Below are 21542 nucleotides of genomic sequence, written 5' to 3' on the forward strand. Positions count from 1 at the left end.
TCAACCCAAACGAATATTCAGGCTCTGAGCATCGCCCGTGCGTGCGGCGTTGATCAGTTGTTGCCGTGAATTTGCGTTCAATGGGTTGAGCCAAGTGACTACGGTGTGACTGCGACCCAGTTTCAGGGCTTCGCATGCCAGTTGCTGAGCGCTTTGAGCGCCTCTTGGTTGCAGCAGCAGAATACGCTCGCGATTCAAGCCGGCATCCCGCAGCCATGTCTGGGTCAGGCTCGCAGGAGGCGCTATCAGCGTCAGCCAGCGCGCGTCCTGATCTTCACTGAGTTCGCGAAGGATCGGGGCAAGAAGGTTCAGACAGTTCCCGGTAGCACCGCGCAGTGACAGCTCGCTGAATACTTCAGGTTCGGCAATCCACGGGCGCTCGACGACCTCTTTGAGGATCGGCGCCATCGGTTGTGCCAGAAACGCTTCGAATAAAGGCAGTTGTGTTTGCTGAGGGGTGTGTGGGAACTGCATAAAGCCTCCTTTAGCGGCGAATCACGCCGACACTCAAGCCTTCGATCACCAGTTCCTGATCTTTCAGGTCGACTTCGATAGGGGCGAACTCGGGGTTTTCGGCAATCAGCCAGACCTTGCTGCCTTCACGCTTGAAGCGTTTGACCGTCACTTCATCGCCGATGCGTGCGACGACAACCTGACCGTTACGCGCTTCGCGGGTGGTGTGCACCGCGAGGAGGTCGCCGTCGAAAATGCCGATGTCCTTCATGCTCATGCCTTGCACCCGCAACAGGTAGTCGGCACGAGGTTGAAAGAAGGTTGGATTGATGTTGCAGGATTCCTCGATATGCTGCTGGGCGAGGATTGGCGCGCCGGCAGCAACCCGGCCAATGATCGGCAGGGTGGAGTCGTCAGCCTTGGCTTCGAAGCCAGGGATGCGAATGCCGCGAGAGGCGCCGGGAGTCATCTCGATGGCACCCTTGCGAGCCAGTGCCTTGAGGTGTTCTTCAGCCGCGTTCGGCGACTTGAAGCCCAGTTCCTGAGCGATTTCCGCACGGGTTGGCGGGTAGCCGTGGTCTTCGAGGCAGCGTTTGATAAAGGCCAGAATCTCGGCTTGGCGTGGCGTCAGCTTTAGCATATTGATCGCTCTGTCTTTTTATACAGTGACTGGGATTATATACAGTGAAGCGTGCTTGGCAATGCCCGTTTTTTTGCATGCCGCCGGACGGTCGGCATTCGCGCTTATTAATGCATTGGGCTTGTGTGGTTAAATAGCTGACCGACCATTCCCAAAACGAACCGGCAGGCTTGACAAGGCACTGGCTGAAACGTATGTTTCAAACAAGTGTTTGTCAGGCGGAGTAGCCATGGCCCAGTCGGAAACCGTTGAACGCATTCTTGATGCTGCCGAGCAGTTGTTCGCGGAGAAAGGTTTCGCTGAAACCTCATTGCGTTTGATTACCAGCAAGGCTGGCGTCAACCTGGCAGCGGTGAACTATCACTTCGGCTCGAAAAAAGCGCTGATCCAGGCGGTTTTCTCGCGGTTTCTCGGCCCGTTCTGCATCAGTCTCGATAAAGAGTTGGAGCGGCGTCAGGCCAAGCCTGAAAACAAGCCGACGCTTGAAGAACTGTTGGAAATCCTCGTCGAGCAAGCCTTGGTGGTCCAGCCACGCAGCGGCAATGACCTGTCGATCTTCATGCGCCTGCTCGGCCTCGCGTTCAGCCAGAGCCAGGGCCACTTGCGTCGTTATCTGGAGGACATGTACGGCAAAGTGTTCCGTCGCTACATGCTGCTGGTCAACGAAGCCGCACCACGCATTCCGCCGATCGAGCTGTTCTGGCGCGTGCACTTCATGCTCGGCGCCGCCGCGTTCAGCATGTCCGGCATCAAGGCTTTACGCGCAATCGCCGAGACCGATTTCGGCGTCAACACCTCCATTGAGCAAGTGATGCGCCTGATGGTGCCATTCCTCGCTGCAGGCATGCGGGCCGAAACCGGCGTCACCGACACTGCCATGGCCACCGCGCAACTGCGTCCGCGCAGCAAATCAACGCCGGTCGCTGCCAAGGTTTAGCCGCGCACGGGTGGGCGCGGCAGCTTGTATCCGCTAAGCTAGCCGCCCATGCCGACTCTCGTTCTGAACCCGAAATCCATAGATATTGCCGACCTGCCGAGCATTGCTCACGGCAGCGATTTGTTGTGGATCGGGTTTTTCGTTTTCAAGGAATCTCTATGACTGCTGGCCTGCAAGGCTCGTTGATGGTGGACGTCGCCGGTACCTGGCTGACGGCCGAAGATCGCCAATTGTTGCGTCAGCCCGAAGTGGGCGGCCTGATCATTTTCGCGCGCAACATCGAGCATCCGCGCCAAGTGCGTGAACTCAGTGCGTCGATTCGCGCGGTTCGCCCGGACCTGCTGCTGGCGGTGGATCAAGAGGGCGGCCGCGTGCAGCGCCTGCGTCAGGGCTTCGTGCGCCTGCCGGCCATGCGCGCCATCGCCGATAACCCGAACGCCGAATACCTCGCCGAGCAATGCGGCTGGATCATGGCCACCGAAGTGCTGGCAGTCGGCCTCGATCTGAGTTTCGCCCCGGTACTCGACCTGGATTACCAGCGCAGCGCCGTGGTTGGCACCCGCTCGTTCGAAGGTGATCCCGAGCGCGCGGCACTACTCGCCGGAGCGTTCATTCGCGGCATGAACAGCGCCGGCATGGCGGCCACCGGCAAGCACTTCCCTGGCCACGGCTGGGCAGAAGCGGACTCCCACGTCGCGATCCCCAACGACGAGCGCAGCCTCGAAGAGATCCGCGCCAACGACCTCGTACCCTTCGCCAAACTCAGCAAGCAACTGGCCGCGATCATGCCGGCGCACGTCATCTATCCGCAGGTCGATTCGCAGCCTGCCGGCTTCTCCCGCCGCTGGTTGCAGGACATCCTGCGCGGCGAATTGCAGTTCGACGGGGTGATCTTCAGCGACGACCTGTCGATGGCCGGCGCCCACGTGGTCGGCGACGCCGCCAGCCGCATCGAAGCCGCTTTGACTGCCGGTTGTGACATGGGCCTGGTGTGCAACGACCGCGCCGCTGCCGAACTGGCCCTGAGCGCCGCGCAACGCATGAAGGTCAAGCCGTCCGCGCGCATCGCCCGCATGCGCGGTCAGGCATACGCCAGCACCGATTACCGTCAGGATCCGCGCTGGCTCACCGCCATCGGCGCGCTCAAAGACGCTCAACTGATCGATTAAGGATTTTTCGCTATGACGGTTTACGCAATCATCGGTGGCACTGGCCTGACCCAACTCGAAGGCCTGACCATTCGCCAGTCACTGGCAGTGGATACGCCCTACGGCGCGCCATCGGCCGACGTGCAAATTGGCGAATACGCCGGCAAGGAAGTGCTGTTCCTCGCCCGTCACGGCCACCCGCATCGCTTCCCGCCGCACAAGGTCAACTACCGCGCCAACCTGTGGGCGCTGAAGCAGGCTGGTGCCGAGGCGATTATCGCGGTGAACGCCGTAGGCGGGATCCATTCGGCCATGGGCACGGGTCATTTCTGCGTGCCACATCAGATCGTCGACTACACCAGCGGGCGCGAGCACACCTTTTTCGCCGATGATCTGGAGCACGTCACCCACATCGACTTCAGCTTTCCCTACAGCGAGCCGCTGCGTCAGCAATTGATCGCCGCTGTGGCTGCCGAAGGTTGCGAGTACAGCGATCAGGGTGTGTATGCCTGCACCCAAGGCCCGCGTCTGGAAACCGTGGCGGAGATTGTGCGTTTGGAGCGGGATGGCTGCGACATCGTCGGCATGACCGGTATGCCGGAAGCGGCACTGGCCCGCGAGCTGGATCTGGATTACGCCTGTCTGGCACTGGTGGTCAACCCGGCGGCGGGCAAGACCACCGAAGTGATCACCATGGCCGAGATCGAGCAGGCATTGCACGATGGCATGGGCAAGGTGAAGTCGGCGTTGGCGCGGGTGTTGGCCGGCTAAGGACTGCCCATGAGCATTCTCATCGAACGGCTCGAGTCGTTGGCCTGGACTCAGGCATTCAGTAGCAAGGCGCTGGCCAAGGCTCGCGCTTATGCCGCCGATGACCGGGTAGAGATCATCGAGATCAATGACAAAAAGATCGAGGCGTTCTGCGTTGGCTCGGAAAGTCAGGCGTATGAACAAAGCATTTACCTGTCCGAAGATCGCCTGGGTTCCGTCAACTTGCGTTGCCTGTGCAGCTGTCCTGTCGTCATCGACTGCAAGCACTGCGCTGCGGTGCTCTATCACCTTCAGGGCAGTGCTGATGATGCGTCTGAAAGTGACGCACAAATCCCTTTGGGGCGGGCGCTGGAGCATTGGCTTTCGACCATTCCCGTGCCGGCCAAGCCCGCCGAAGAAGGCGCGCAAACCGCAGGCACGCGTCTGTTTTACAAGCTCAAGCCAACGCCTGTGAGCGGCAAGTGGCTGCTTGATATTTTCAAGGTCTCCCAGCTCAAGAACGGCGAGTTACGCGAAGTCAAACCGATGTATTCGCTGGCGGAAATGCTCATGCGTCAGCCCGGCTACCTGTCCGAGCTGGATTTGCGCGTTGCCAGGCTGCTGGTTGCCATGCACTCCCACCACGCCTATTACAGCGGCTATCCGCTGGAAGGCAGCAGCGGCGCCGAACTGCTGGAAATGCTCCTGCGCACCTCGCGGCTGTTCCTCGATTTCGAGGATCTGCAACCGTTGGTGTCTGGCGCGAAACGCGTCGGCCAGTTCGCCTGGGCCGAGCAGGCCGACGGCGGGTTCCGCGCGCAGTGGAGCAGTGCCGAGGCGGCGCAAGAAACCGTGCTGGCGCTGGAGCCGCTTTATTACCTGGATCGTGAACAGCGGCAGATTGGCCCTCTGTTCAATGAACTGGAAGAAAAACTGGCCAGCCATTTGACGCTGGCGCCGGACATTCCGGCGCGTCAGGCCATGCAGTTCAGCCATCGCATGAGCGCGGCAACGAGAATCCCGCCGCCACACCAACTGACCGAACGGATCATCGACGACGTACTTCCACAGCCACAACTGACCCTCGTCAGCGGTCGGGAGCGCTCGCGCTGGGAATACATTCTTGAGCACCGCGCCGCCCTGGTGTTTACCTACAACGGCCAGCCGACGGTGGATCGCAACCCGGAAGTAATGATCCTCAACGGCACCGAAACCCAGCGCATTCAACGCCAGCCCGCAGTGGAAAAGAAACTGCGCCAGATCCTGCAAAAGCTCGGCTTCAAGAAAGCCACGCGCAAGAGCTCGCTGGATCGTCCCGGCGAGATGTTCACGTTGCCGGATGATTCCGCCTGGCTCGGGTTTATGCACGAAGGCCTTGCCACGTTGCGCGCCTCGAACTGGGAAGTGGAGATGAGTCCCGGCTTTCATTTCAATGTGCAACCGGTTGAGCATTGGTACGCCGAGGTCGAAGAAGAGGCCGGGCATCAGTGGTTTGATTTGCAGTTGGGTATCGTCGTCAATGGCCAGCGCTACAGTTTGCTGCCGATCCTTCTGCACTTGCTGCGCACGCAGCCGCGCTTGCTTGACCCGGTCGATCTGGCTCAGCGCGGCGATGACGAAAAACTCCTGATCGAACTCAAGCCCAGCGGTTTTGGCGACCCTTCAGGCGCCAAGGTCGCGCTGCCGCTGAGTCGGGTCAAGCCGCTGATGGCCACGCTGGGCGAGTTGTACCTGGGCGGTCATCAGGGCGATACACTGCGCTTGAGTGTCCCGGATGCCGCGCGCTTGAGTATGCTCGATGGCGTGCCGCTGGATTGGCAGGGTGGCGAGCGGCTGCGCACCTTCGCCAAGCGCTTGCAGAATTCCATTCACACCCAGGTCGTTGCGCCGGCCGGCCTTAACGCGCAACTGCGCCCCTATCAGCTCGAAGGCCTGAACTGGATGCAGACCCTGCGCGAGCTTGAGGTCGGCGGCATTCTGGGCGATGACATGGGGCTGGGCAAAACGCTGCAGACCTTGGCGCACCTGCTCACGGAAAAACACGCCGGTCGCCTTGATTGTCCGGCTCTGGCGGTGATGCCGACCAGCCTGATTCCCAACTGGCTCGACGAGGCCGAGCGTTTCACCCCGCAGTTGAAAGTATTGGCGCTGCATGGCTCTGGGCGGCAAAAGGATTTCGCTGATCTGGCTGAGTACGATCTGGTGCTGACCACTTACGCGTTGCTGCCGAGGGATTTGGAGACCTTGCAGCCACAGTTGTGGAGCGTGCTGATTCTCGACGAAGCGCAGAACATCAAAAATCCGATCAGCAAAGCCGCGCAAGCGGCCCGTGATCTGCAGGCCCGCCAGCGCTTGTGCCTGAGCGGCACGCCATTGGAAAACCACTTGGGCGAGCTTTGGTCGCAGTTTCATTTCCTCATGCCCGGTTGGCTCGGCGACAGCAAGTCCTTCAATCGCGATTACCGCACGCCAATCGAGAAGCACGGCAATGTTCAGCGCATGCAGCACCTGACAGCGCGCATCAAGCCCTTTTTGCTGCGCCGCAAAAAGGATCAGGTCGCCACCGAGTTGCCACCGAAAACCGAAATTGTCCATTGGGTCGATCTCAGCGACGGCCAGCGTGATGTCTATGAAACGGTTCGCGTGGCGATGGACAAAAAAGTCCGTGACGAAATTGCCCGCAGTGGCGTGGCGCGCAGTCAGATCATCATTCTGGATGCCTTGCTCAAGCTGCGGCAGGTTTGTTGCGACTTGCGTCTGATCAAGATGCCGATGACAGCGAAAGCGCTGCGCTCCGGCAGTGGCAAGCTGGTCAGCCTGATGGAGATGCTTGAAGAGTTGCTCGGCGAAGGGCGCAGGATCCTGCTGTTCTCGCAGTTCACCTCGATGCTCGCCTTGATCGAGGAAGAATTGCAGCAACGTGACATTGCCTATTCGCTACTGACCGGTGACACCACGGATCGACGCACGCCGGTGAAGGATTTTCAGGGCGGCAAGGTGCCGTTGTTTCTGATCAGTCTGAAGGCCGGGGGGACCGGTTTGAACCTGACCGCCGCGGATACGGTGATCCATTTCGACCCTTGGTGGAACCCGGCGGTGGAGAATCAGGCAACCGATCGCGCGTATCGAATCGGGCAAAACAACCCGGTGTTCGTTTACAAACTGATCGCTCGCGGCACAGTAGAGGAAAAAATCCAGGCGCTGCAGCAGGAGAAAGCAGCGTTGGCCGGGGCGGTGCTTGAGGGTGGAACGACGGGAGGCTGGAAGCTGGAGCAGGGTGACATTGAGGCGCTGTTTGCGCCGCTGCCTGTTTCCAAGCAGTGAGCTTCGGTTTTAACCTTTAAACCGAGGTGACCCGTTCGCGAGCAGGCTCGCTCCCACATTAGATTTGTGTGATTCACAAGATCCCTGTGAACACTGGATTGGTGAATGCCACAGATCCAGTGTGGGAGCGAGCCTGCTCGCGAAAGCTATCTAACTGGCGACGCAAATCTCAACGCTTGTCGAGCTTATCCGGCAACGGCGCAAACAACGCTTCAATATCATCACTCTGCAACTTCCAGTCCCCGGCTTTGCGCCCGTCCAGCACGCCCGCCGCCAAGTCGGACTTTTCCTTCTGCAGGTGCTGAATCTTCTCTTCCACTGTGCCCCGGGCAATCATCTTGTAAACAAATACCGGTTTTTCCTGGCCGATTCGATATGCGCGGTCGGTCGCCTGATTCTCGGTTGCCGGGTTCCACCACGGATCGTAGTGAATCACTGTATCCGCTTCGGTCAGGTTCAAGCCGACGCCACCAGCCTTCAGGCTGATGAGAAAAATCTGACGCTTGCCGCTCTGGAATTCCTTTACTGGCGTACGCCGATCACGGGTCTGGCCGGTCAGTAGTGCGTAGGACACGTTGCGTTTTTTCAGCTCTTGCTCGATCAACGACAGCATCGAGGTGAACTGCGAAAACAGCAGAATCCGCCGACCCTCCTCAAACAATTCCTCAAGCATTTCCATCAGGCTGTCGAGCTTGCCTGACGTGCTGCCGCGAGCGGGCAGGGTGGCGTCATTGACCAAGCGTAGATCACAGCAAACCTGACGCAATTTCAGCAGCGCTTCAAGAATGATGATCTGACTGCGGGCCACACCTTTGCGAGTGATCTCGTCGCGGACTTTCTTGTCCATCGCCAGGCGCATGGTTTCGTACACATCGCGCTGTGCTTCGTTGAGATCGACCCAATGGATGATCTCTGTTTTCGGCGGCAGCTCGGTGGCCACTTGTTCCTTGGTGCGACGCAGCAGGAAGGGTTTTATCCTACCGTTCAAGTGCTGAAGTCTGACTTCACTGCCGCGCTTTTCAATCGGCACACGATAATCGGCGTTGAAGCTTTTCACGTCGCCGAGCCAGCCCGGCAGCAGGAAGTGAAATAGCGACCAGAGTTCACCCAAGTGGTTTTCAAGCGGCGTACCGCTGAGGCACAGACGCTGGCGCGCATTCAATTCGCGCGCCGCTTGTGCGGCTTTGCTGTTGGGGTTCTTGATGTACTGCGCCTCGTCCAGCACCAACACATGCAGCGGCTGCTTGGTCAGACGCTCGACGTCCTTGGGCAGCAGTGCGTAAGTGGTGAGGATCAGGTCGTAATCCGCCAGATTGTCGAAGTGCTTTTTACGCGTGGCGCCGTACAGCGCGACCACTTTCAGTTGCGGGGTAAAGTGCGCCGCCTCATCGAGCCAGTTGGGAATCAGGCTGGTCGGCATCACCACCATGCACGGGCGGTCCAGGCGCCCGGCGTTTTTCTCGCTAAGAATATGCGCCAGGGTCTGTAGGGTTTTACCCAGGCCCATGTCGTCCGCAAGAATCCCGCCGACTTCCAGTTGCCGCAGCGATTGCATCCAGCTCAAACCTTCGAGCTGATAAGGGCGCAGCGTCGCGTTCAGGCCTTCCGGAGCCTCTGCGCTGAAATCACGAATATCACGCAGGCGCTGAGCAAGCGTGCGGATCTGCTCACCGCCCTCCCACAGCAGCGGCAGTCCTTCCAGCGAATTGAGGCGTGTGGCATCGGCCTTGCTCAGGCGCAGTGTGGTTTCGCCCGGTTCTTGCAGATAGAACTCGCCGAGCGTCATCAGTACCGGCTTCAACCGCCCCAACGGCAACGCCACCTGCAGCGGCCCGTGCTCGCTGGTGCGTTGCGGAATGTTGACCAGAATCAGTTCATCATCGCGGCGACGGGCGAGGCGTTCCGGGTTGAGGATTTCCGCGTGTGAGCGCATCAGGTTGAGCAGGATCGGCAACAGGCTCAGACGCTCACCGTTGACGATGATCCCCAGCTCCAGATCAAACCAGTCGCGCTCCGGCACCTGTTCGACGGTGGCGTACCAGTCATCGACGGCGGTCAGGTCGAAGCCGAATTCCTCATCGATCTGCAGTTCCCAGCCTTGGCTGCGCAGTTTCGGCAGGTCGTTGAGGGTGAAGGTCAGCCAGGCGCTGTCATTGACCATCTCGTACAGCTCGCCGGCGCTTTCCGGCAGCGCTTTGCTCTGCCGCGTGGCGATGCGAAAGCCGAGGATTCTTAACTGTTCGCGGTAGGACTGCTCGACATCCGGGTGGCGTTTTATCCGCAGCGTCTGGGTCTCCTGACGAATCAGGATGTCGCTGTTCTTCTGCCCGCTGACGTACTCATCCAGATAACTGAACGACAACGCCGCGCGATGCTGAATGTAGCGCTGCATTTTGCCGTTGCGCGGTTCGAAGGCGCTGAATTCGACACTGGCCAGCCACAGGCGCGGCAACGGCTGCACGTTGTCTACCAGCACTTGCGGCGGGGCTTTCGGGCTGCGGTTTTCCAGCACGGCCTGGAGTTTCTCCAGCAGCTCGGCGTCTTTGGCAGCGGCGGGGTAATCGAGGGTTTCCTGCACTTTCAGCAGGACGGCGGCGCAGTGTTTGCAATTGGTGCGCACCGGGCAGGTGCAGCCGGCATCAACCAGCAGCAAGGTGCCTTTGGCTGACTCGCGAAGATGAATGGTCTGACGGTAAACGTTACCGCCAGAGCCTTCGCAACTGGCGGTGATGGTCGCGTCACCGACCTGGGCGATACGTACCCGGTTTTCCACGGCGTAGCGGCGGCCACGCTCCAGGCTCTGTTCCTTGAATCGGCTGACCCAGGAGGGCGCCAACGGTTTACTCAGCGGCGGGTTCATAAGGACTTCGATCAGTCCGGAATCGCTTCAGGCGCTTCCCGTGGCGCAGGCGCGGTCAGGGAAGTGATCTTGATCAGCAGGGCCAGATGGCCGTTGTCGAGATAGTTGAGTTGGCCGTTCTTGGTGTGGCTGTCCTGTTTCAGGCGCTCGCTGGCGGTGACCAGGCCATTGGCGTCGATCTGATTGACCCAGAAATCGGCAGCGACGTCAGTGAAGCGCCCGAGCTTCATCTCCAGCGTGCCTTCGATCGGGAACTGGCCGAACTGCTCCTGACCATCGCTGACCGCAACTTTTGCCGGTGCTTCGCCAAGGGTTTGCTGCCAGGCCTTGTGCATCAGCACGCTGTAGTCGCCGCTGGCGGTGAGTTTAGTCACCACGTCATTCAGTGCAGGCGTGCGCTGGCTGTCATCGGCCAAGCGCTGGGCACCAGCGGCCCAGTCTTCCGGCGCGGCACGGCTGACGATCGCCGGCACGGCGTTCTGACGCACCAGAATCATTTCGACCTGATACAGGTCATCGGCGAAAACCGAGGGTGCTGACACTGTTATCAAAAGCGAGGTCAGCAGCAAAGTCAGCGAACGAAACAGGCGCATTGGGCGTCCTTCAAACAGTTTTCGGGAGGAGGCGCTCAAACAGCGCCTCTACAGTATTAAAGCGCTCTTCCGGGCGTTCCATCGGCACCTGGAACTTGAACATTGTGGCGCCTTCGAATTTGTAGCGTTTCGGCTGGCTCTGGATAAGCTTGATCAGGGTCATCGGGTCAACTGGCGTCTGCGCTTCGAACTCGATGCGCCCACCTTGCGGCCCGCCGTCGACCTTCTTGATACCCAACTGCTCAGCCTGCAATTTCAACGCCGTGATGCGCACCAGATTCTTCGTCGGTTCCGGCAACAAGCCGAAACGGTCAATCATCTCGACTTGCAGATCCTTCAGGCCTTCCTCATCGGTGGCCGAAGCAATGCGCTTGTACAGAATCAGACGCGCGTGAACGTCCGGCAGATAGTCTTCCGGAATCAGCGCCGGCACCCGCAGGTTGACCTCCGGGCCACCGCCCAGCGGTTGATCGAGGTTCGGTTGCTCGCCCTTGCGGATCGATTTCACCGCGCGCTCAAGCATTTCCATATACAGCGTGAAACCGACGGCTTGAATCTGCCCGCTCTGGCCATCGCCGAGCAATTCGCCGGCACCACGGATTTCCAGGTCGTTGGTGGCCAGCACGAAACCGGCGCCGAGATCCTGAGTATTGGCAATTGCCTCCAGACGCTTTTCCGCGTCCGAAGTGATTTGCTGGCGCGGCGGCGTCAGCAGATACGCATACGCCTGGTGGTGGCTACGGCCGACACGACCACGCAACTGGTGCAGTTGCGCCAGGCCGAACTTGTCGGCGCGCTCGATGATGATGGTGTTGGCGCTCGGCACGTCGATGCCGGTCTCGATGATGGTCGAGGCGATCAGCACGTTGAAACGCTTGTGATAGAAGTCGCTCATCACCTGTTCGAGTTCGCGCTCGCGCATCTGTCCGTGACCGATGCCGATGCGTGCTTCTGGCACCAGTTCGGCGAGATCGGCGGCGCACTTCTCGATGGTTTTCACGTCGTTGTGCAGGTAGTAAACCTGACCGCCACGCAGCAGTTCGCGGAGCAGGGCTTCTTTGACCGTGCTCTTGTTCTGCTCCATGACGAAGGTGCGCACCGACAAGCGTCGCGCTGGCGGCGTGGCGATGATCGACAGGTCGCGCATGCCCGACACAGCCATGTTCAGCGTGCGCGGAATCGGTGTGGCGGTCAGCGTAAGAATGTCGACTTCGCTGCGCAGGGCCTTGAGCTGCTCTTTCTGACGCACACCGAAACGGTGCTCTTCGTCGATGATCACCAACCCGAGGTTTTTGATCTTGACGTCGTCGGACAGCAACTTGTGCGTGCCGATGACGATGTCGATCTTGCCTTCCGCGAGATCGGCAATCGCCGCATTCACTTCCTTGGCCGATTTGAAGCGGCTCATGACTTCTACGGTCACCGGCCAGTCGGCGAAGCGGTCGCGGAAGCTGTTGTAGTGCTGCTGGGCGAGCAGGGTGGTCGGCACCAGAATCGCCACTTGACGACCACCGTGTACGGCGATGAACGCCGCGCGCATGGCCACTTCGGTCTTGCCGAAGCCGACGTCGCCGCAGACCAGTCGGTCCATTGGTTTCGGCGCGAGCATGTCTTCGCGCACGGCTTCGATGGTCGATTGCTGATCCGGGGTTTCTTCGAACGGGAAGCCTGCGCTGAAGGTCGCGTAATCGGCTTTCGGGTCGGCGAATGCGTAACCTTCGCGAGCGGCGCGACGGGCATAGATGTCGAGCAGTTCAGCGGCGACATCGCGCACCTGTTCGGCGGCTTTGCGCTTGGCTTTCTGCCAAACCTCGGAGCCGAGGCGGTGCAGCGGGGCCAGGGCGTCGTCGCTGCCGGTGTAGCGCGCAATCAAATGCAGGTTGGCCACCGGCACGTAAAGCTTGGCGTTCTCGGCGTATTCGAGGGTGAGGAATTCGGCTGCCTGATTGTCGATTTCCAGAATGGTCAGGCCCAGATAGCGGCCGACACCGTGATCGATGTGCACCACCGGCGCGCCTTCGCGCAGCTCGGTGAGGTTCTTGATCACCGCATCGTTATTGCCGTCGGCACGCTTCTCGCGGCGACGACGCTGCATCACGCGTTGGCCGAACAGCGGACTTTCCGCGACCAGTGCCAGCGCCGGGTCATCCAGCATCAGGCCTTCGTCGAGCGGGGCAATGGTGATCGCCAGGCGATCCTGGCTCGCGACGAAGTCCGGCCAGCTGTCGACGGTTTTCGGCCGCAGCTTCAGGCGCTCCAGTAACTCCAGCAGCACTTCGCGACGGCCGGCGGATTCGGCGGTGAACAGCACGCGGCCGGGGAATTCATCAAGGAAGGTCGACAGCGCCGCCAGCGGTTGCGTGGCTTTGGCTTCGATCGCCAGGTTCGGCAGCGCCTGCGCGGGGAATCGCTCGCGGCCGACGCCGGTTTCGACGTCTTGTTGGCTGGCGACCACACGCGGCCAACTCTTCAGTCGGGCGAAACAGTCTTCCACCGGCAGGAACAATTCCGCTGGTGGCAATAAAGGACGCGATGGATCGACGCGGCGCTCTTCGTAACGGTTGCGCACGTCGTTCCAGAAATTCTCCGCCGCTTGCTCGATGCCCGGCAGCGAGAACACCTGGGTGTCCTGCGGCAGGTAATCGAACAGCGTCGAAGTTTCGTCGAAGAACAGCGGCAGGTAGTACTCGATACCGGCCGGAGTAATGCCGCTGCTCAGATCCTGAAAGATCGGGCAGCGCCGGAAGTCGACGTCGAAACGCTCGCGAAAGCGTGCCTTGAAGCGGGTGACCGCGTCTTTCTGCAGCGGAAACTCACGTGCTGGCAGCAGCTTGACCGAATCGACCTTGTCGATGGAGCGCTGGTTTTCCGGGTCGAAGGTGCGCAGGGTTTCGATTTCGTCATCGAACAGGTCGATGCGATACGGCAACTTGCTGCCCATCGGGAACAGGTCGATCAGCGCACCGCGTACGGTGAACTCGCCGTGCTCATAAACCGTGTCGACGTAGCGATAGCCACTGGCTTCGAGTCGCGAACGCATCTGTTCAACGTCGAGCTTCTGGCCGACATCCAGTACCAGACTGCTGCCGAGCAGGAACTTGGTCGGCGCCAAGCGGTGCAACGCCGTGGTAATCGGCACCACCAGCACGCCGTGCGCCAGTTCCGGCAGCCTGTATAAGCTGGCGATGCGCTGGGAAATGATGTCCTGGTGCGGCGAGAACAGGTCGTACGGCAGGGTTTCCCAGTCAGGGAAATGCAGAACGGGCAAATCCGGGGCGAAGAAACTCAGCTCCTGTTCCAGTCGTTCAGCGCTCTGGCTGTCGGCGGTCAGTAGCAGGGTGAAGCGCTTGGCAGCGCTGGCAGCCTCGGCAATCGCCAGGCTGAGGGCAGCACCGGGCAGATTGCCCCAATGCTGTTTACCTGCCTCGGCAGGGAGTAGCGGTAGACGCAGAACGGGCACGGAAGGTTGAGCTCCAGGCTTTGCGACAAAGTCGGTAATTGTAGCGGCGTCGGGTGCCGCCTGTCAGTTGCAGACTACGTCTATCTTCGCTGTTTGGACGAAATGTAGTGGTAACCATAAAAACGAGCAGTTTTTTTGTGGTTATGTAGTGCCGAAACGGGGTGGTGTTACGGAGGGTTACAGACATCGTCTAACAGTCGTCGAAAAATTGACTGCGCTGAAAGCCCCGGTTTTACTGGGCTTGAGAGGGGCGTAATTTTTTTGAACGGAATTTTGTTACCGATTTCGCGACAAGCGCGCATTGCTACAGGAGGTTGTCGGCGGCATAATGTAGCCCCTTTTTTCTGCCCCTACATGTGGAAGGTTACCGTGACTCAGAAGCCCGACCAGTGTCTTGGTGAATGGATCGACCGTGAAGCACTCGCAGAAGCGATGATTCCGCTTATCGGTCAGCTCTACCGCAATAACAACGTGGTGAGCTCGATCTATGGCCGCAGCCTGATCAACCAGTCTGTCATCGCGATTCTCAAAGCTCACCGCTTTGCGCGCCACCGTTCTTCCGACGACAGCGAACTCTCCGTCCACGAAACATTCCCGCTGCTCAAAGCCATGAGCGAGCTCAAGCTCGGCGCGGCTTCGGTAGATCTGGGCAAGTTGGCGTTCAAATTCCGCAACGAAGGCAATGGCCGCAGCGCCGAGCAGTTCGTTCGTGAAGAAATGGCTGACGTGGTTGGCCAGCAAAACGCTTCCGCACGTAAAGGCACCGACGTTGTGCTGTACGGCTTCGGTCGTATCGGCCGTCTGCTGGCGCGCATCCTGATCGAAAAAACCGGTGGTGGCGACGGCCTGCGTCTGCGCGCCATCGTCGTGCGCAAAGGCGCCGAAAACGACCTGACCAAACGCGCCAGCCTGCTGCGTCGCGACTCGGTACATGGTTCGTTCAACGGCACCATTACCATCGACGAAGAAAACAACACCATCACCGCCAACGGTAACCTGATCCAGGTGATCTACGCGAAGAACCCGACTGAAGTGGATTACACCCAGTACGGCATCAAAGACGCGCTGCTGGTGGACAACACCGGTGTATGGCGTGACGCCGATGGTCTGGGCCAGCACTTGCAGTGCCCGGGTATCGACCGCGTCGTTCTGACCGCGCCTGGCAAAGGCAAGCTGAAGAACATCGTTCACGGCATCAACCATGGTGAAATCACCGCTGACGACAAGATCGTCTCCGCCGCTTCCTGCACCACCAACGCCATCGTGCCGGTGCTCAAAGCTGTGAATGACAAGTTCGGCATCATCAATGGTCACGTCGAAACCGTTCACTCGTACACCAACGACCAGAACCTGATCGACAACTTCCACAAGGGCGATCGCCGTGGTCGTAGCGCCGCGCTGAACATGGTCATCACCGAGACCGGTGCTGCCACCGCTGCTGCCAAGGCCCTGCCTGAGCTGGCCGGCAAACTGACCGGTAACGCGATCCGTGTTCCAACGCCAAACGTGTCGATGGCCATTCTCAACCTGAACCTTGAGAAAGCCGCCACCCGTGAAGAGATGAACGAGTACCTGCGCTACATGGCGCTGCACTCTGATCTGCACAAGCAAATCGACTTCGTCAATTCGCAGGAAGTGGTTTCGACCGACTTCGTTGGCTCGCGCCACGCCGGTGTGGTCGACGCTGAAGCGACCATCGTGCAGGACAACCGCGTTGTTCTGTACGTCTGGTACGACAACGAGTTCGGTTACAGCTGCCAGGTTATCCGCGTGATGGAAGATATGGCTGATGTGAATCCGCCTGCGTTCCCGCGCTAAGCCTTAGCTGCACATGAAAACGCCCCGACCTAGGTCGGGGCGTTTTTGTTTGTGTGCCTTTTAGAGCTGTGTTGTCAGTGCTGACCCTTCGCGAGCAAGCTCGCTCCCACACTGGATCTGTGGCGCTTAGAAAATCCCCTGTGGGAGCGAGCCTGCTCGCGAAAGCGATTTATCGAGCGCCGCCGGGTATGGCCGCTTGCGCCGTGCGCAGTTCATGCTTGTTGCCACGAAACAGCACCAGCGTCGCAATCAACCCCAACACCGCCGCGCCACTCAGCCAGATCCCCGGCGCAGCCTTGTTATCCAGCACATGAATCAGATACGTACACGCCGCCGGGGTAAACCCGCCAAACGTCGCCGTCGCTAGGCTATAGGCCAGCGAGAACCCGGTCGTACGCACTTCCACCGGCATGATCTCGGTCAGCGCCACCACCATCGCACCGTTGTACGAGCCGTACAGGAACGACAGCCACAACTCGACGATCAGCAAATGGCTGAAACTCGGGTTCGCCACCAGCCACGACAGCGCCGGATATGCGGTGAGAATCGCCAGAATCGTCGCCGCCAGCAGTAGGGGTTTACGTCCGATCTTGTCAGACACCGAACCCATCACCGGCAACCAGAAGAAGTTCGACAGACCGATACACACCGTCACCAGCAACGCATCGAAGTCCGACAAGTGCAGCTCAGCCTTGCCGAAGGTCGGGGTGTACGCGGTGATCAGGTAGAAAGACACCGTGGTCATCACCACCAGCGCCATGCCAGCGATAACGATGCCAAAGTTCTGACCGATCGAGCGGACAATTTCCCGCAGGGTAGGGCGATGTTTCCGTGCCTGGAATTCCGGGGTTTCTTCCAGCGAACGACGAATGACGAAGATCACCGGCACAATCATGCAGCCGATCAGGAACGGCACGCGCCAGCCCCAGTCACCCATCTGTTCCGGACTCAGCCAATGATTGAGGCCGACGCCGAGCAAACCGGCGAAGACCACTGCCGCTTGTTGGCTCGCAGACTGCCAGCTGACAAAGAAGCCCTTGCGGCCCGGTGTGGCGATTTCTGCCAGATAGACAGAGACACCGCCCAGCTCCACGCCAGCCGAAAAGCCTTGCAGCAAGCGACCGAACAGTACGATCAGCGGCGCAGCGACACCAAGGGTGGCATAGCCCGGTACGCAGGCAATCAGCACCGTACCGGCAGCCATCAGCGCCAAGGTGATGATCAGTCCCTGACGACGGCCATGACGGTCGATGTAGGCGCCGAGGAAGATTGCCCCGAGCGGTCGCATCAGGAAGCCGGCACCAAAAGTCGCCAGCGACAACATCAACGACGCGAAAGCGCTATCAGTGGGGAAGAAGGTCTTGGCGATGGCTGTGGCGTAGAAGCCATAGACCATGAAGTCGAACATTTCGAGAAAGTTGCCGCTGACAACGCGAAAGATCGCTTTGCCTTTGCCCGTGGTGGAGGACATGTTCAGGTACTCACTATTGGATTTTGTATAAAGATGTTGCAGATCCTTTAATTCATAATGGCCGCCGTGGTTTTACGGAGAGATGAATAATTGTTCACTGGACGGTTGCTTGGGCTTGTGATTTTGGCTGGCCTATTGGCTGGCTGCGGCAATGGCGACTCCATGGAAAGCTTCGGCGGGCCGACCATGGGCAGCACGTATTCGCTCAAGTACGTGCGCCACGCCGGCATGCCTGAATCAGCGCATGTTCGCAGTGAAGTGGAGGGTATCCTCGGCGAAGTCGATCGGCAGTTATCCACCTATCGCAATGATTCGGGCATCGAACGCTTCAACGCTTTGCCCGCGAACCGCTGTCAGAAAATGCCTGCATCGGTCCTTGAATTGGTCCGCGTTGGCGAACAGCTGTCAGTGCAAAGCGAAGGCTCCTACGACCTCACTGTCGAACCGCTGATGAATCTCTGGGGATTCGGCCCCCAGGGGCGCGAAGAGAAAGTCCCTGGCGCCGCCGCACTCGCCGAGGCGATGTCGCGCGTCGGTCATCAGCACTTGCGCATCAATGGCGATCAGTTGTGCAAAGACGCCGCCGTCGAAGTCGATTTCAACAGCATCGCTGCCGGTTATGCCGTCGACACTATCGCGGCGAGGCTCGACGCCATGGGCATTCAAGACTACTTGGCCGAAGCCACAGGTGAATTAAAGGCCAAAGGCAGAAAACTCGACGGCTCACCCTGGCGCATCGCTTTGGAAGAACCCCGTGACGATCAACAGGTCGCCGAACGCATCATCAATGTCGACGGCTACGGCGTTTCTACCTCCGGCGACTACCGCAACTATTTCCTGCAGGACGGTCGGCGCTATTCCCACACCTTTGATGCCCGCACGGGGGCACCGGTCCTACACAGCCTGGCGTCAGTCACGGTGATTCATCCTTCAGCGCTGATGGCCGATGGACTATCGACGCTGTTTCTGATTCTTGGCCCGGAAAGGGCGTGGGACTATGCCGAAAAACATGAGATTGGTGCATTCTTTGTGATTCGTGCCGATACAGGTTTTGTCATTCGTACCAACAAGGCTTTCGAGCGCCTCAGTGGCGCAAAAAATGACTGAGAACAATACGAAAGCTGGCGTTGTAGTGCAGGCAAAAGTAGCCTACGACGCGACCAAGGGTTAATGTGCGCGGCGTTGACGCTTCTATAGACTGTGTCCGGGTTCTTGATTGACCCCCAATTGTTCCTTCGCGCCGCCGTTCGGCGTGATTTAGCCGCCGGTGCTGCTGGCACCGCGGCCTGTTCTGAGGAGTACGCATGGCTGTCTACAACTACGACGTGGTGGTACTGGGTTCCGGCCCGGCGGGAGAAGGCGCGGCAATGAACGCCGCCAAAGCAGGGCGCAAGGTCGCGATGGTCGACAGCCGTCGCCAGGTCGGCGGCAACTGCACCCACCTCGGCACCATCCCGTCCAAGGCACTGCGTCATTCGGTGCGGCAGATCATGCAGTTCAACACCAATCCCATGTTCCGGGCGATCGGCGAGCCACGCTGGTTCTCCTTCCCGGACGTGTTGAAAAGCGCCGAAAAGGTTATTTCCAAACAAGTCGCTTCGCGTACCGGCTACTACGCCCGTAACCGCGTCGACGTGTTCTTCGGCACCGGCAGCTTCGCCGACGAGCAAACCATCGAAGTGGTCTGCGCCAACGGCGTGGTTGAAAAACTGGTGGCCAAGCACATCATCATCGCCACCGGTTCGCGTCCTTATCGCCCGGCGGACATCGATTTCCACCACCCGCGTATCTACGATAGCGACACCATCCTCAGCCTCAACCACACCCCGCGCAAACTGATCGTTTACGGCGCTGGCGTGATCGGTTGCGAATACGCTTCGATCTTCAGCGGTCTGGGCGTACTGGTTGAACTGGTCGACAACCGTGGTCAGTTGCTGAGCTTCCTCGACTCGGAAATTTCCCAGGCGTTGAGCTACCACTTCAGCAACAACAACATCACCGTGCGCCACAACGAAGATTACGATCGCGTTGAAGGCGTCGACAACGGCGTGATCCTGCACCTCAAGTCTGGCAAGAAGATCAAGGCCGATGCCTTGCTCTGGTGCAACGGCCGTACCGGCAACACCGACACGCTGGGTCTGGAAAACATCGGCGTCAAGGTCAACAGCCGTGGCCAGATCGAAGTCGACGAGGCTTACCGCACCTGCGTGCCGAACATCTACGGTGCCGGTGACGTGATCGGCTGGCCGAGCCTGGCCAGTGCCGCCCACGACCAGGGCCGTTCGGCCGCTGGCAGCATCGTCGATAACGGTAGCTGGCGCTTTGTGAATGACGTGCCGACCGGCATTTACACCATTCCGGAGATCAGCTCGATCGGCAAGAACGAGCAGGAACTGACTCAGGCCAAAGTGCCTTACGAAGTCGGCAAGGCGTTCTTCAAGAGCATGGCGCGTGCACAGATCGCCGGCGAGCCGCAAGGCATGCTGAAGATCCTGTTCCACCGTGAAACCCTGGAAGTGCTGGGCGTTCACTGCTTCGGTTATCAGGCGTCGGAGATCGTCCACATCGGTCAGGCGATCATGAGCCAGCCGGGCGAGTTGAACACGCTGAAGTACTTCGTCAACACCACGTTCAACTACCCGACCATGGCCGAAGCCTATCGGGTAGCGGCGTACGACGGCCTCAACCGGCTTTTTTGACGGGCTCCGGCCGGTGGCCTGAGCCGGCCGGGGAGACCGATTTCAGCAATTCTCGAGCGTGGCAGTGGCCAAACCGGGAAAGTCTGTAATCAGGCTGTCAACGCCGAAGTCGGCGAGCCTGCGCATCAGCGCAGGCTCGTTGACGGTCCACACCGACACATGCAGCCCTTGACGCTGCGCCTTCTGCAGGCGTTCCGGCGTACACAGGGTCCAGTTCAGCGCAAGAATCTCACAGCCATAGCTCGCCGCGACCTTCAATGGGTCGAGCCAGGCGTATTCGGCGACCAGTCCGCGCGACACGTCCGGCACCAGATCCAGCGCCGCTTTCAACACTTCCCGCGAACTCGAGGTGATCGTCACCTTGTCGAGCAGGCCATGGCGCTGGGCCATTTCACGAATCGCCAGCACGGTGGTTGCCGCGCGGGTGCGTGAAGCGCTTTTGACCTCCAGCTGCCAGTGCTCGAAATCACACTTCTCGAACAATTCTTCCAGCGTCGGAATCGGGCACGGCTTGATCCAGCCCGGGCCGCCCTTGCGCGCGTCGTACGTCACCAGTTCGGCGGCGGTGTGTTCAACGACTTTGCCGCGGCGTTCCGTGGTGCGTTTGAGGGTCGGGTCGTGGATGACCATCAACTCGCCGTCCTTGGACAGGTGCAGATCGAGTTCGCAGCGGCGCACGCCGTGCTTGAGACATTCCTGAAAACTGCTCAGGGTGTTTTCCGGTGCTTCGCCCTTGGCGCCGCGGTGGCCGTAGATGAGGGTCACGGTTCTTCCTTAAATTAAATGCCTGATTCGTTCTGTTCGCGGGCCAGACGTCGTTCCTGAGCCTGCTTCTGCAAGATATAGCGGGCGAGCAACTGGCGCTGGGCATCGGTCAAGTGTTCGAACTCGGTGCCGACGTCATAACCCTCGCCCTTGCGGTCGCAATGGGTGACGCGGGCGCGCAGCAGCAGGCCCAGCGCTTGCGGCATCAATACCAGTTTCACCGACAGGTGTGCGCCAGTGGCAATCGGCGTCGGGTACTGAAAGTCGATTCCACCCTCGGAGATGATCACCGGTTGCGGCTCGCCGATATGGCCGAGCACGGTCAGGGCGACCACCTGACTGAGCAGGTCAATGCGCTTGTTCTGGGATTTCAGGAACGCGGCGATGGCCCGATCGCGCTCGCTGATCTGGCGCAACAAGTGCTGCGACTCGAATTCGCTCAGGTGCAGTTCGCTGAGCAGGTTGAAGAGTGGGGAAGCATCCTGCAACACTTCCTGGCCTGCGGCTTCGGGAGCGGACAGGGGCCGAATTTCCAGTGCGATCGTGTCCTCGATACGGTAGTATTCGCGGCGATCTTCTTCATCTAATGTCGACATGGCGAACCCATGGTAGCGGCGGTGGTCT

General features: G+C 59.6%; 15 protein-coding genes. 7 read left to right on the forward strand and 8 right to left on the reverse strand.

Annotated elements, in window-relative coordinates; genetic code table 11:
- A complete protein-coding gene (sulA, locus tag HUW52_RS11385) occupies nucleotides 1-474 on the reverse strand; it encodes an SOS-induced cell division inhibitor SulA (protein WP_116030904.1) in 474 nt (157 codons plus the stop codon).
- A gap of 10 nt (nucleotides 475-484) precedes the next feature.
- Nucleotides 485-1093, reverse strand: a complete 609-nt coding sequence (lexA, locus tag HUW52_RS11390; RefSeq protein WP_016986748.1) for a transcriptional repressor LexA — start codon at nucleotides 1091-1093, stop codon at nucleotides 485-487.
- 229 nt (nucleotides 1094-1322) lie between these two features.
- Between lexA and HUW52_RS11395 the strand changes: the two genes are divergently transcribed.
- The 4 genes from HUW52_RS11395 (at nucleotide 1323) to HUW52_RS11410 (ending at nucleotide 7252) form a co-directional block, all read left to right on the forward strand.
- Nucleotides 1323-2030, forward strand: coding sequence for a TetR/AcrR family transcriptional regulator (locus HUW52_RS11395; RefSeq protein WP_016986747.1), 708 nt, complete (start codon nucleotides 1323-1325; stop codon nucleotides 2028-2030).
- A gap of 158 nt (nucleotides 2031-2188) precedes the next feature.
- Nucleotides 2189-3199 carry a beta-N-acetylhexosaminidase gene (gene nagZ, locus HUW52_RS11400; RefSeq protein WP_016986746.1) on the forward strand — a complete coding sequence of 337 codons (1011 nt, stop codon included), beginning with the start codon at nucleotides 2189-2191 and terminating at the stop codon, nucleotides 3197-3199.
- Nucleotides 3200-3211: 12 nt separating this feature from the next.
- Nucleotides 3212-3949 carry an S-methyl-5'-thioinosine phosphorylase gene (locus HUW52_RS11405; protein ID WP_007910483.1) on the forward strand — a complete coding sequence of 246 codons (738 nt, stop codon included), beginning with the start codon at nucleotides 3212-3214 and terminating at the stop codon, nucleotides 3947-3949.
- 9 nt (nucleotides 3950-3958) lie between these two features.
- Complete coding sequence (locus HUW52_RS11410) at nucleotides 3959-7252, forward strand: DEAD/DEAH box helicase (RefSeq protein ID WP_175553677.1); 3294 nt, start codon at nucleotides 3959-3961, stop codon at nucleotides 7250-7252.
- Between the two features lie 169 nt (nucleotides 7253-7421).
- Here HUW52_RS11410 and HUW52_RS11415 read toward each other — a convergent pair whose 3' ends face one another.
- Genes HUW52_RS11415 through mfd form a run of 3 tightly spaced genes read right to left on the reverse strand, consistent with a single transcriptional unit; the run spans nucleotide 7422 to nucleotide 14165 of the window.
- Nucleotides 7422-10112 carry a DEAD/DEAH box helicase gene (locus tag HUW52_RS11415; protein WP_175553678.1) on the reverse strand — a complete coding sequence of 897 codons (2691 nt, stop codon included), beginning with the start codon at nucleotides 10110-10112 and terminating at the stop codon, nucleotides 7422-7424.
- 11 nt (nucleotides 10113-10123) lie between these two features.
- A complete protein-coding gene (locus tag HUW52_RS11420; RefSeq protein ID WP_102902242.1) occupies nucleotides 10124-10705 on the reverse strand; it encodes a CsiV family protein in 582 nt (193 codons plus the stop codon).
- Nucleotides 10706-10715: 10 nt separating this feature from the next.
- A complete protein-coding gene (mfd, locus tag HUW52_RS11425; RefSeq protein ID WP_175553679.1) occupies nucleotides 10716-14165 on the reverse strand; it encodes a transcription-repair coupling factor in 3450 nt (1149 codons plus the stop codon).
- A 354-nt stretch (nucleotides 14166-14519) separates the two neighbouring features.
- On the opposite strand from mfd, the gene HUW52_RS11430 reads away from it, so the two are divergent.
- Nucleotides 14520-15983 (forward strand): glyceraldehyde-3-phosphate dehydrogenase, encoded by a 1464-nt coding sequence (locus tag HUW52_RS11430; protein WP_016986741.1) that lies wholly within the window; start codon nucleotides 14520-14522, stop codon nucleotides 15981-15983.
- A gap of 169 nt (nucleotides 15984-16152) precedes the next feature.
- Here the strand turns inward: HUW52_RS11430 and HUW52_RS11435 are convergent, their stop codons facing one another.
- Nucleotides 16153-17454, reverse strand: coding sequence for an MFS transporter (locus HUW52_RS11435; RefSeq protein ID WP_016986740.1), 1302 nt, complete (start codon nucleotides 17452-17454; stop codon nucleotides 16153-16155).
- A 162-nt stretch (nucleotides 17455-17616) separates the two neighbouring features.
- Here HUW52_RS11435 and HUW52_RS11440 point away from each other — a divergent pair, with 162 nt between their 5' ends.
- Both HUW52_RS11440 and sthA read left to right on the forward strand, forming a co-directional pair.
- Entirely contained in the window at nucleotides 17617-18561 is a 945-nt protein-coding gene (locus tag HUW52_RS11440) for an FAD:protein FMN transferase (protein WP_256668166.1), read from the forward strand.
- A gap of 197 nt (nucleotides 18562-18758) precedes the next feature.
- Nucleotides 18759-20153 (forward strand): Si-specific NAD(P)(+) transhydrogenase, encoded by a 1395-nt coding sequence (gene sthA, locus HUW52_RS11445; RefSeq protein WP_038362239.1) that lies wholly within the window; start codon nucleotides 18759-18761, stop codon nucleotides 20151-20153.
- A gap of 42 nt (nucleotides 20154-20195) precedes the next feature.
- On the opposite strand, the gene HUW52_RS11450 is transcribed toward sthA, so the two are convergent.
- The gene (locus HUW52_RS11450) at nucleotides 20196-20918 is read right to left on the reverse strand and encodes a glycerophosphodiester phosphodiesterase (RefSeq protein ID WP_007910500.1); all 723 of its coding nucleotides are present in this window, start codon (nucleotides 20916-20918) and stop codon (nucleotides 20196-20198) included.
- 14 nt (nucleotides 20919-20932) lie between these two features.
- Complete coding sequence (locus HUW52_RS11455; protein WP_016986736.1) at nucleotides 20933-21514, reverse strand: PilZ domain-containing protein; 582 nt, start codon at nucleotides 21512-21514, stop codon at nucleotides 20933-20935.
- Between the last annotated feature and the right edge of the window lie 28 nt (nucleotides 21515-21542).

The organism is Pseudomonas sp. 43A (genome assembly GCF_013363935.1).
Classification (GTDB): Bacteria; Pseudomonadota; Gammaproteobacteria; order Pseudomonadales; family Pseudomonadaceae; genus Aquipseudomonas; species Aquipseudomonas crudilactis.

What these genes read in the sequence shown, in the direction of transcription:
- sulA (WP_116030904.1), bottom strand. Translation starts at nt 474, where the DNA reads ATGCAGTTCCCACACACCCCTCAGCAAACACAACTGCCTTTATTCGAA.
- lexA (WP_016986748.1), bottom strand. Translation starts at nt 1,093, where the DNA reads ATGCTAAAGCTGACGCCACGCCAAGCCGAGATTCTGGCCTTTATCAAA.
- HUW52_RS11395 (WP_016986747.1), top strand. Translation starts at nt 1,323, where the DNA reads ATGGCCCAGTCGGAAACCGTTGAACGCATTCTTGATGCTGCCGAGCAG.
- nagZ (WP_016986746.1), top strand. Translation starts at nt 2,189, where the DNA reads ATGACTGCTGGCCTGCAAGGCTCGTTGATGGTGGACGTCGCCGGTACC.
- HUW52_RS11405 (WP_007910483.1), top strand. Translation starts at nt 3,212, where the DNA reads ATGACGGTTTACGCAATCATCGGTGGCACTGGCCTGACCCAACTCGAA.
- HUW52_RS11410 (WP_175553677.1), top strand. Translation starts at nt 3,959, where the DNA reads ATGAGCATTCTCATCGAACGGCTCGAGTCGTTGGCCTGGACTCAGGCA.
- HUW52_RS11415 (WP_175553678.1), bottom strand. Translation starts at nt 10,112, where the DNA reads ATGAACCCGCCGCTGAGTAAACCGTTGGCGCCCTCCTGGGTCAGCCGA.
- HUW52_RS11420 (WP_102902242.1), bottom strand. Translation starts at nt 10,705, where the DNA reads ATGCGCCTGTTTCGTTCGCTGACTTTGCTGCTGACCTCGCTTTTGATA.
- HUW52_RS11430 (WP_016986741.1), top strand. Translation starts at nt 14,520, where the DNA reads ATGTGGAAGGTTACCGTGACTCAGAAGCCCGACCAGTGTCTTGGTGAA.
- HUW52_RS11435 (WP_016986740.1), bottom strand. Translation starts at nt 17,454, where the DNA reads ATGTCCTCCACCACGGGCAAAGGCAAAGCGATCTTTCGCGTTGTCAGC.
- HUW52_RS11440 (WP_256668166.1), top strand. Translation starts at nt 17,617, where the DNA reads ATGGAAAGCTTCGGCGGGCCGACCATGGGCAGCACGTATTCGCTCAAG.
- sthA (WP_038362239.1), top strand. Translation starts at nt 18,759, where the DNA reads ATGGCTGTCTACAACTACGACGTGGTGGTACTGGGTTCCGGCCCGGCG.
- HUW52_RS11455 (WP_016986736.1), bottom strand. Translation starts at nt 21,514, where the DNA reads ATGTCGACATTAGATGAAGAAGATCGCCGCGAATACTACCGTATCGAG.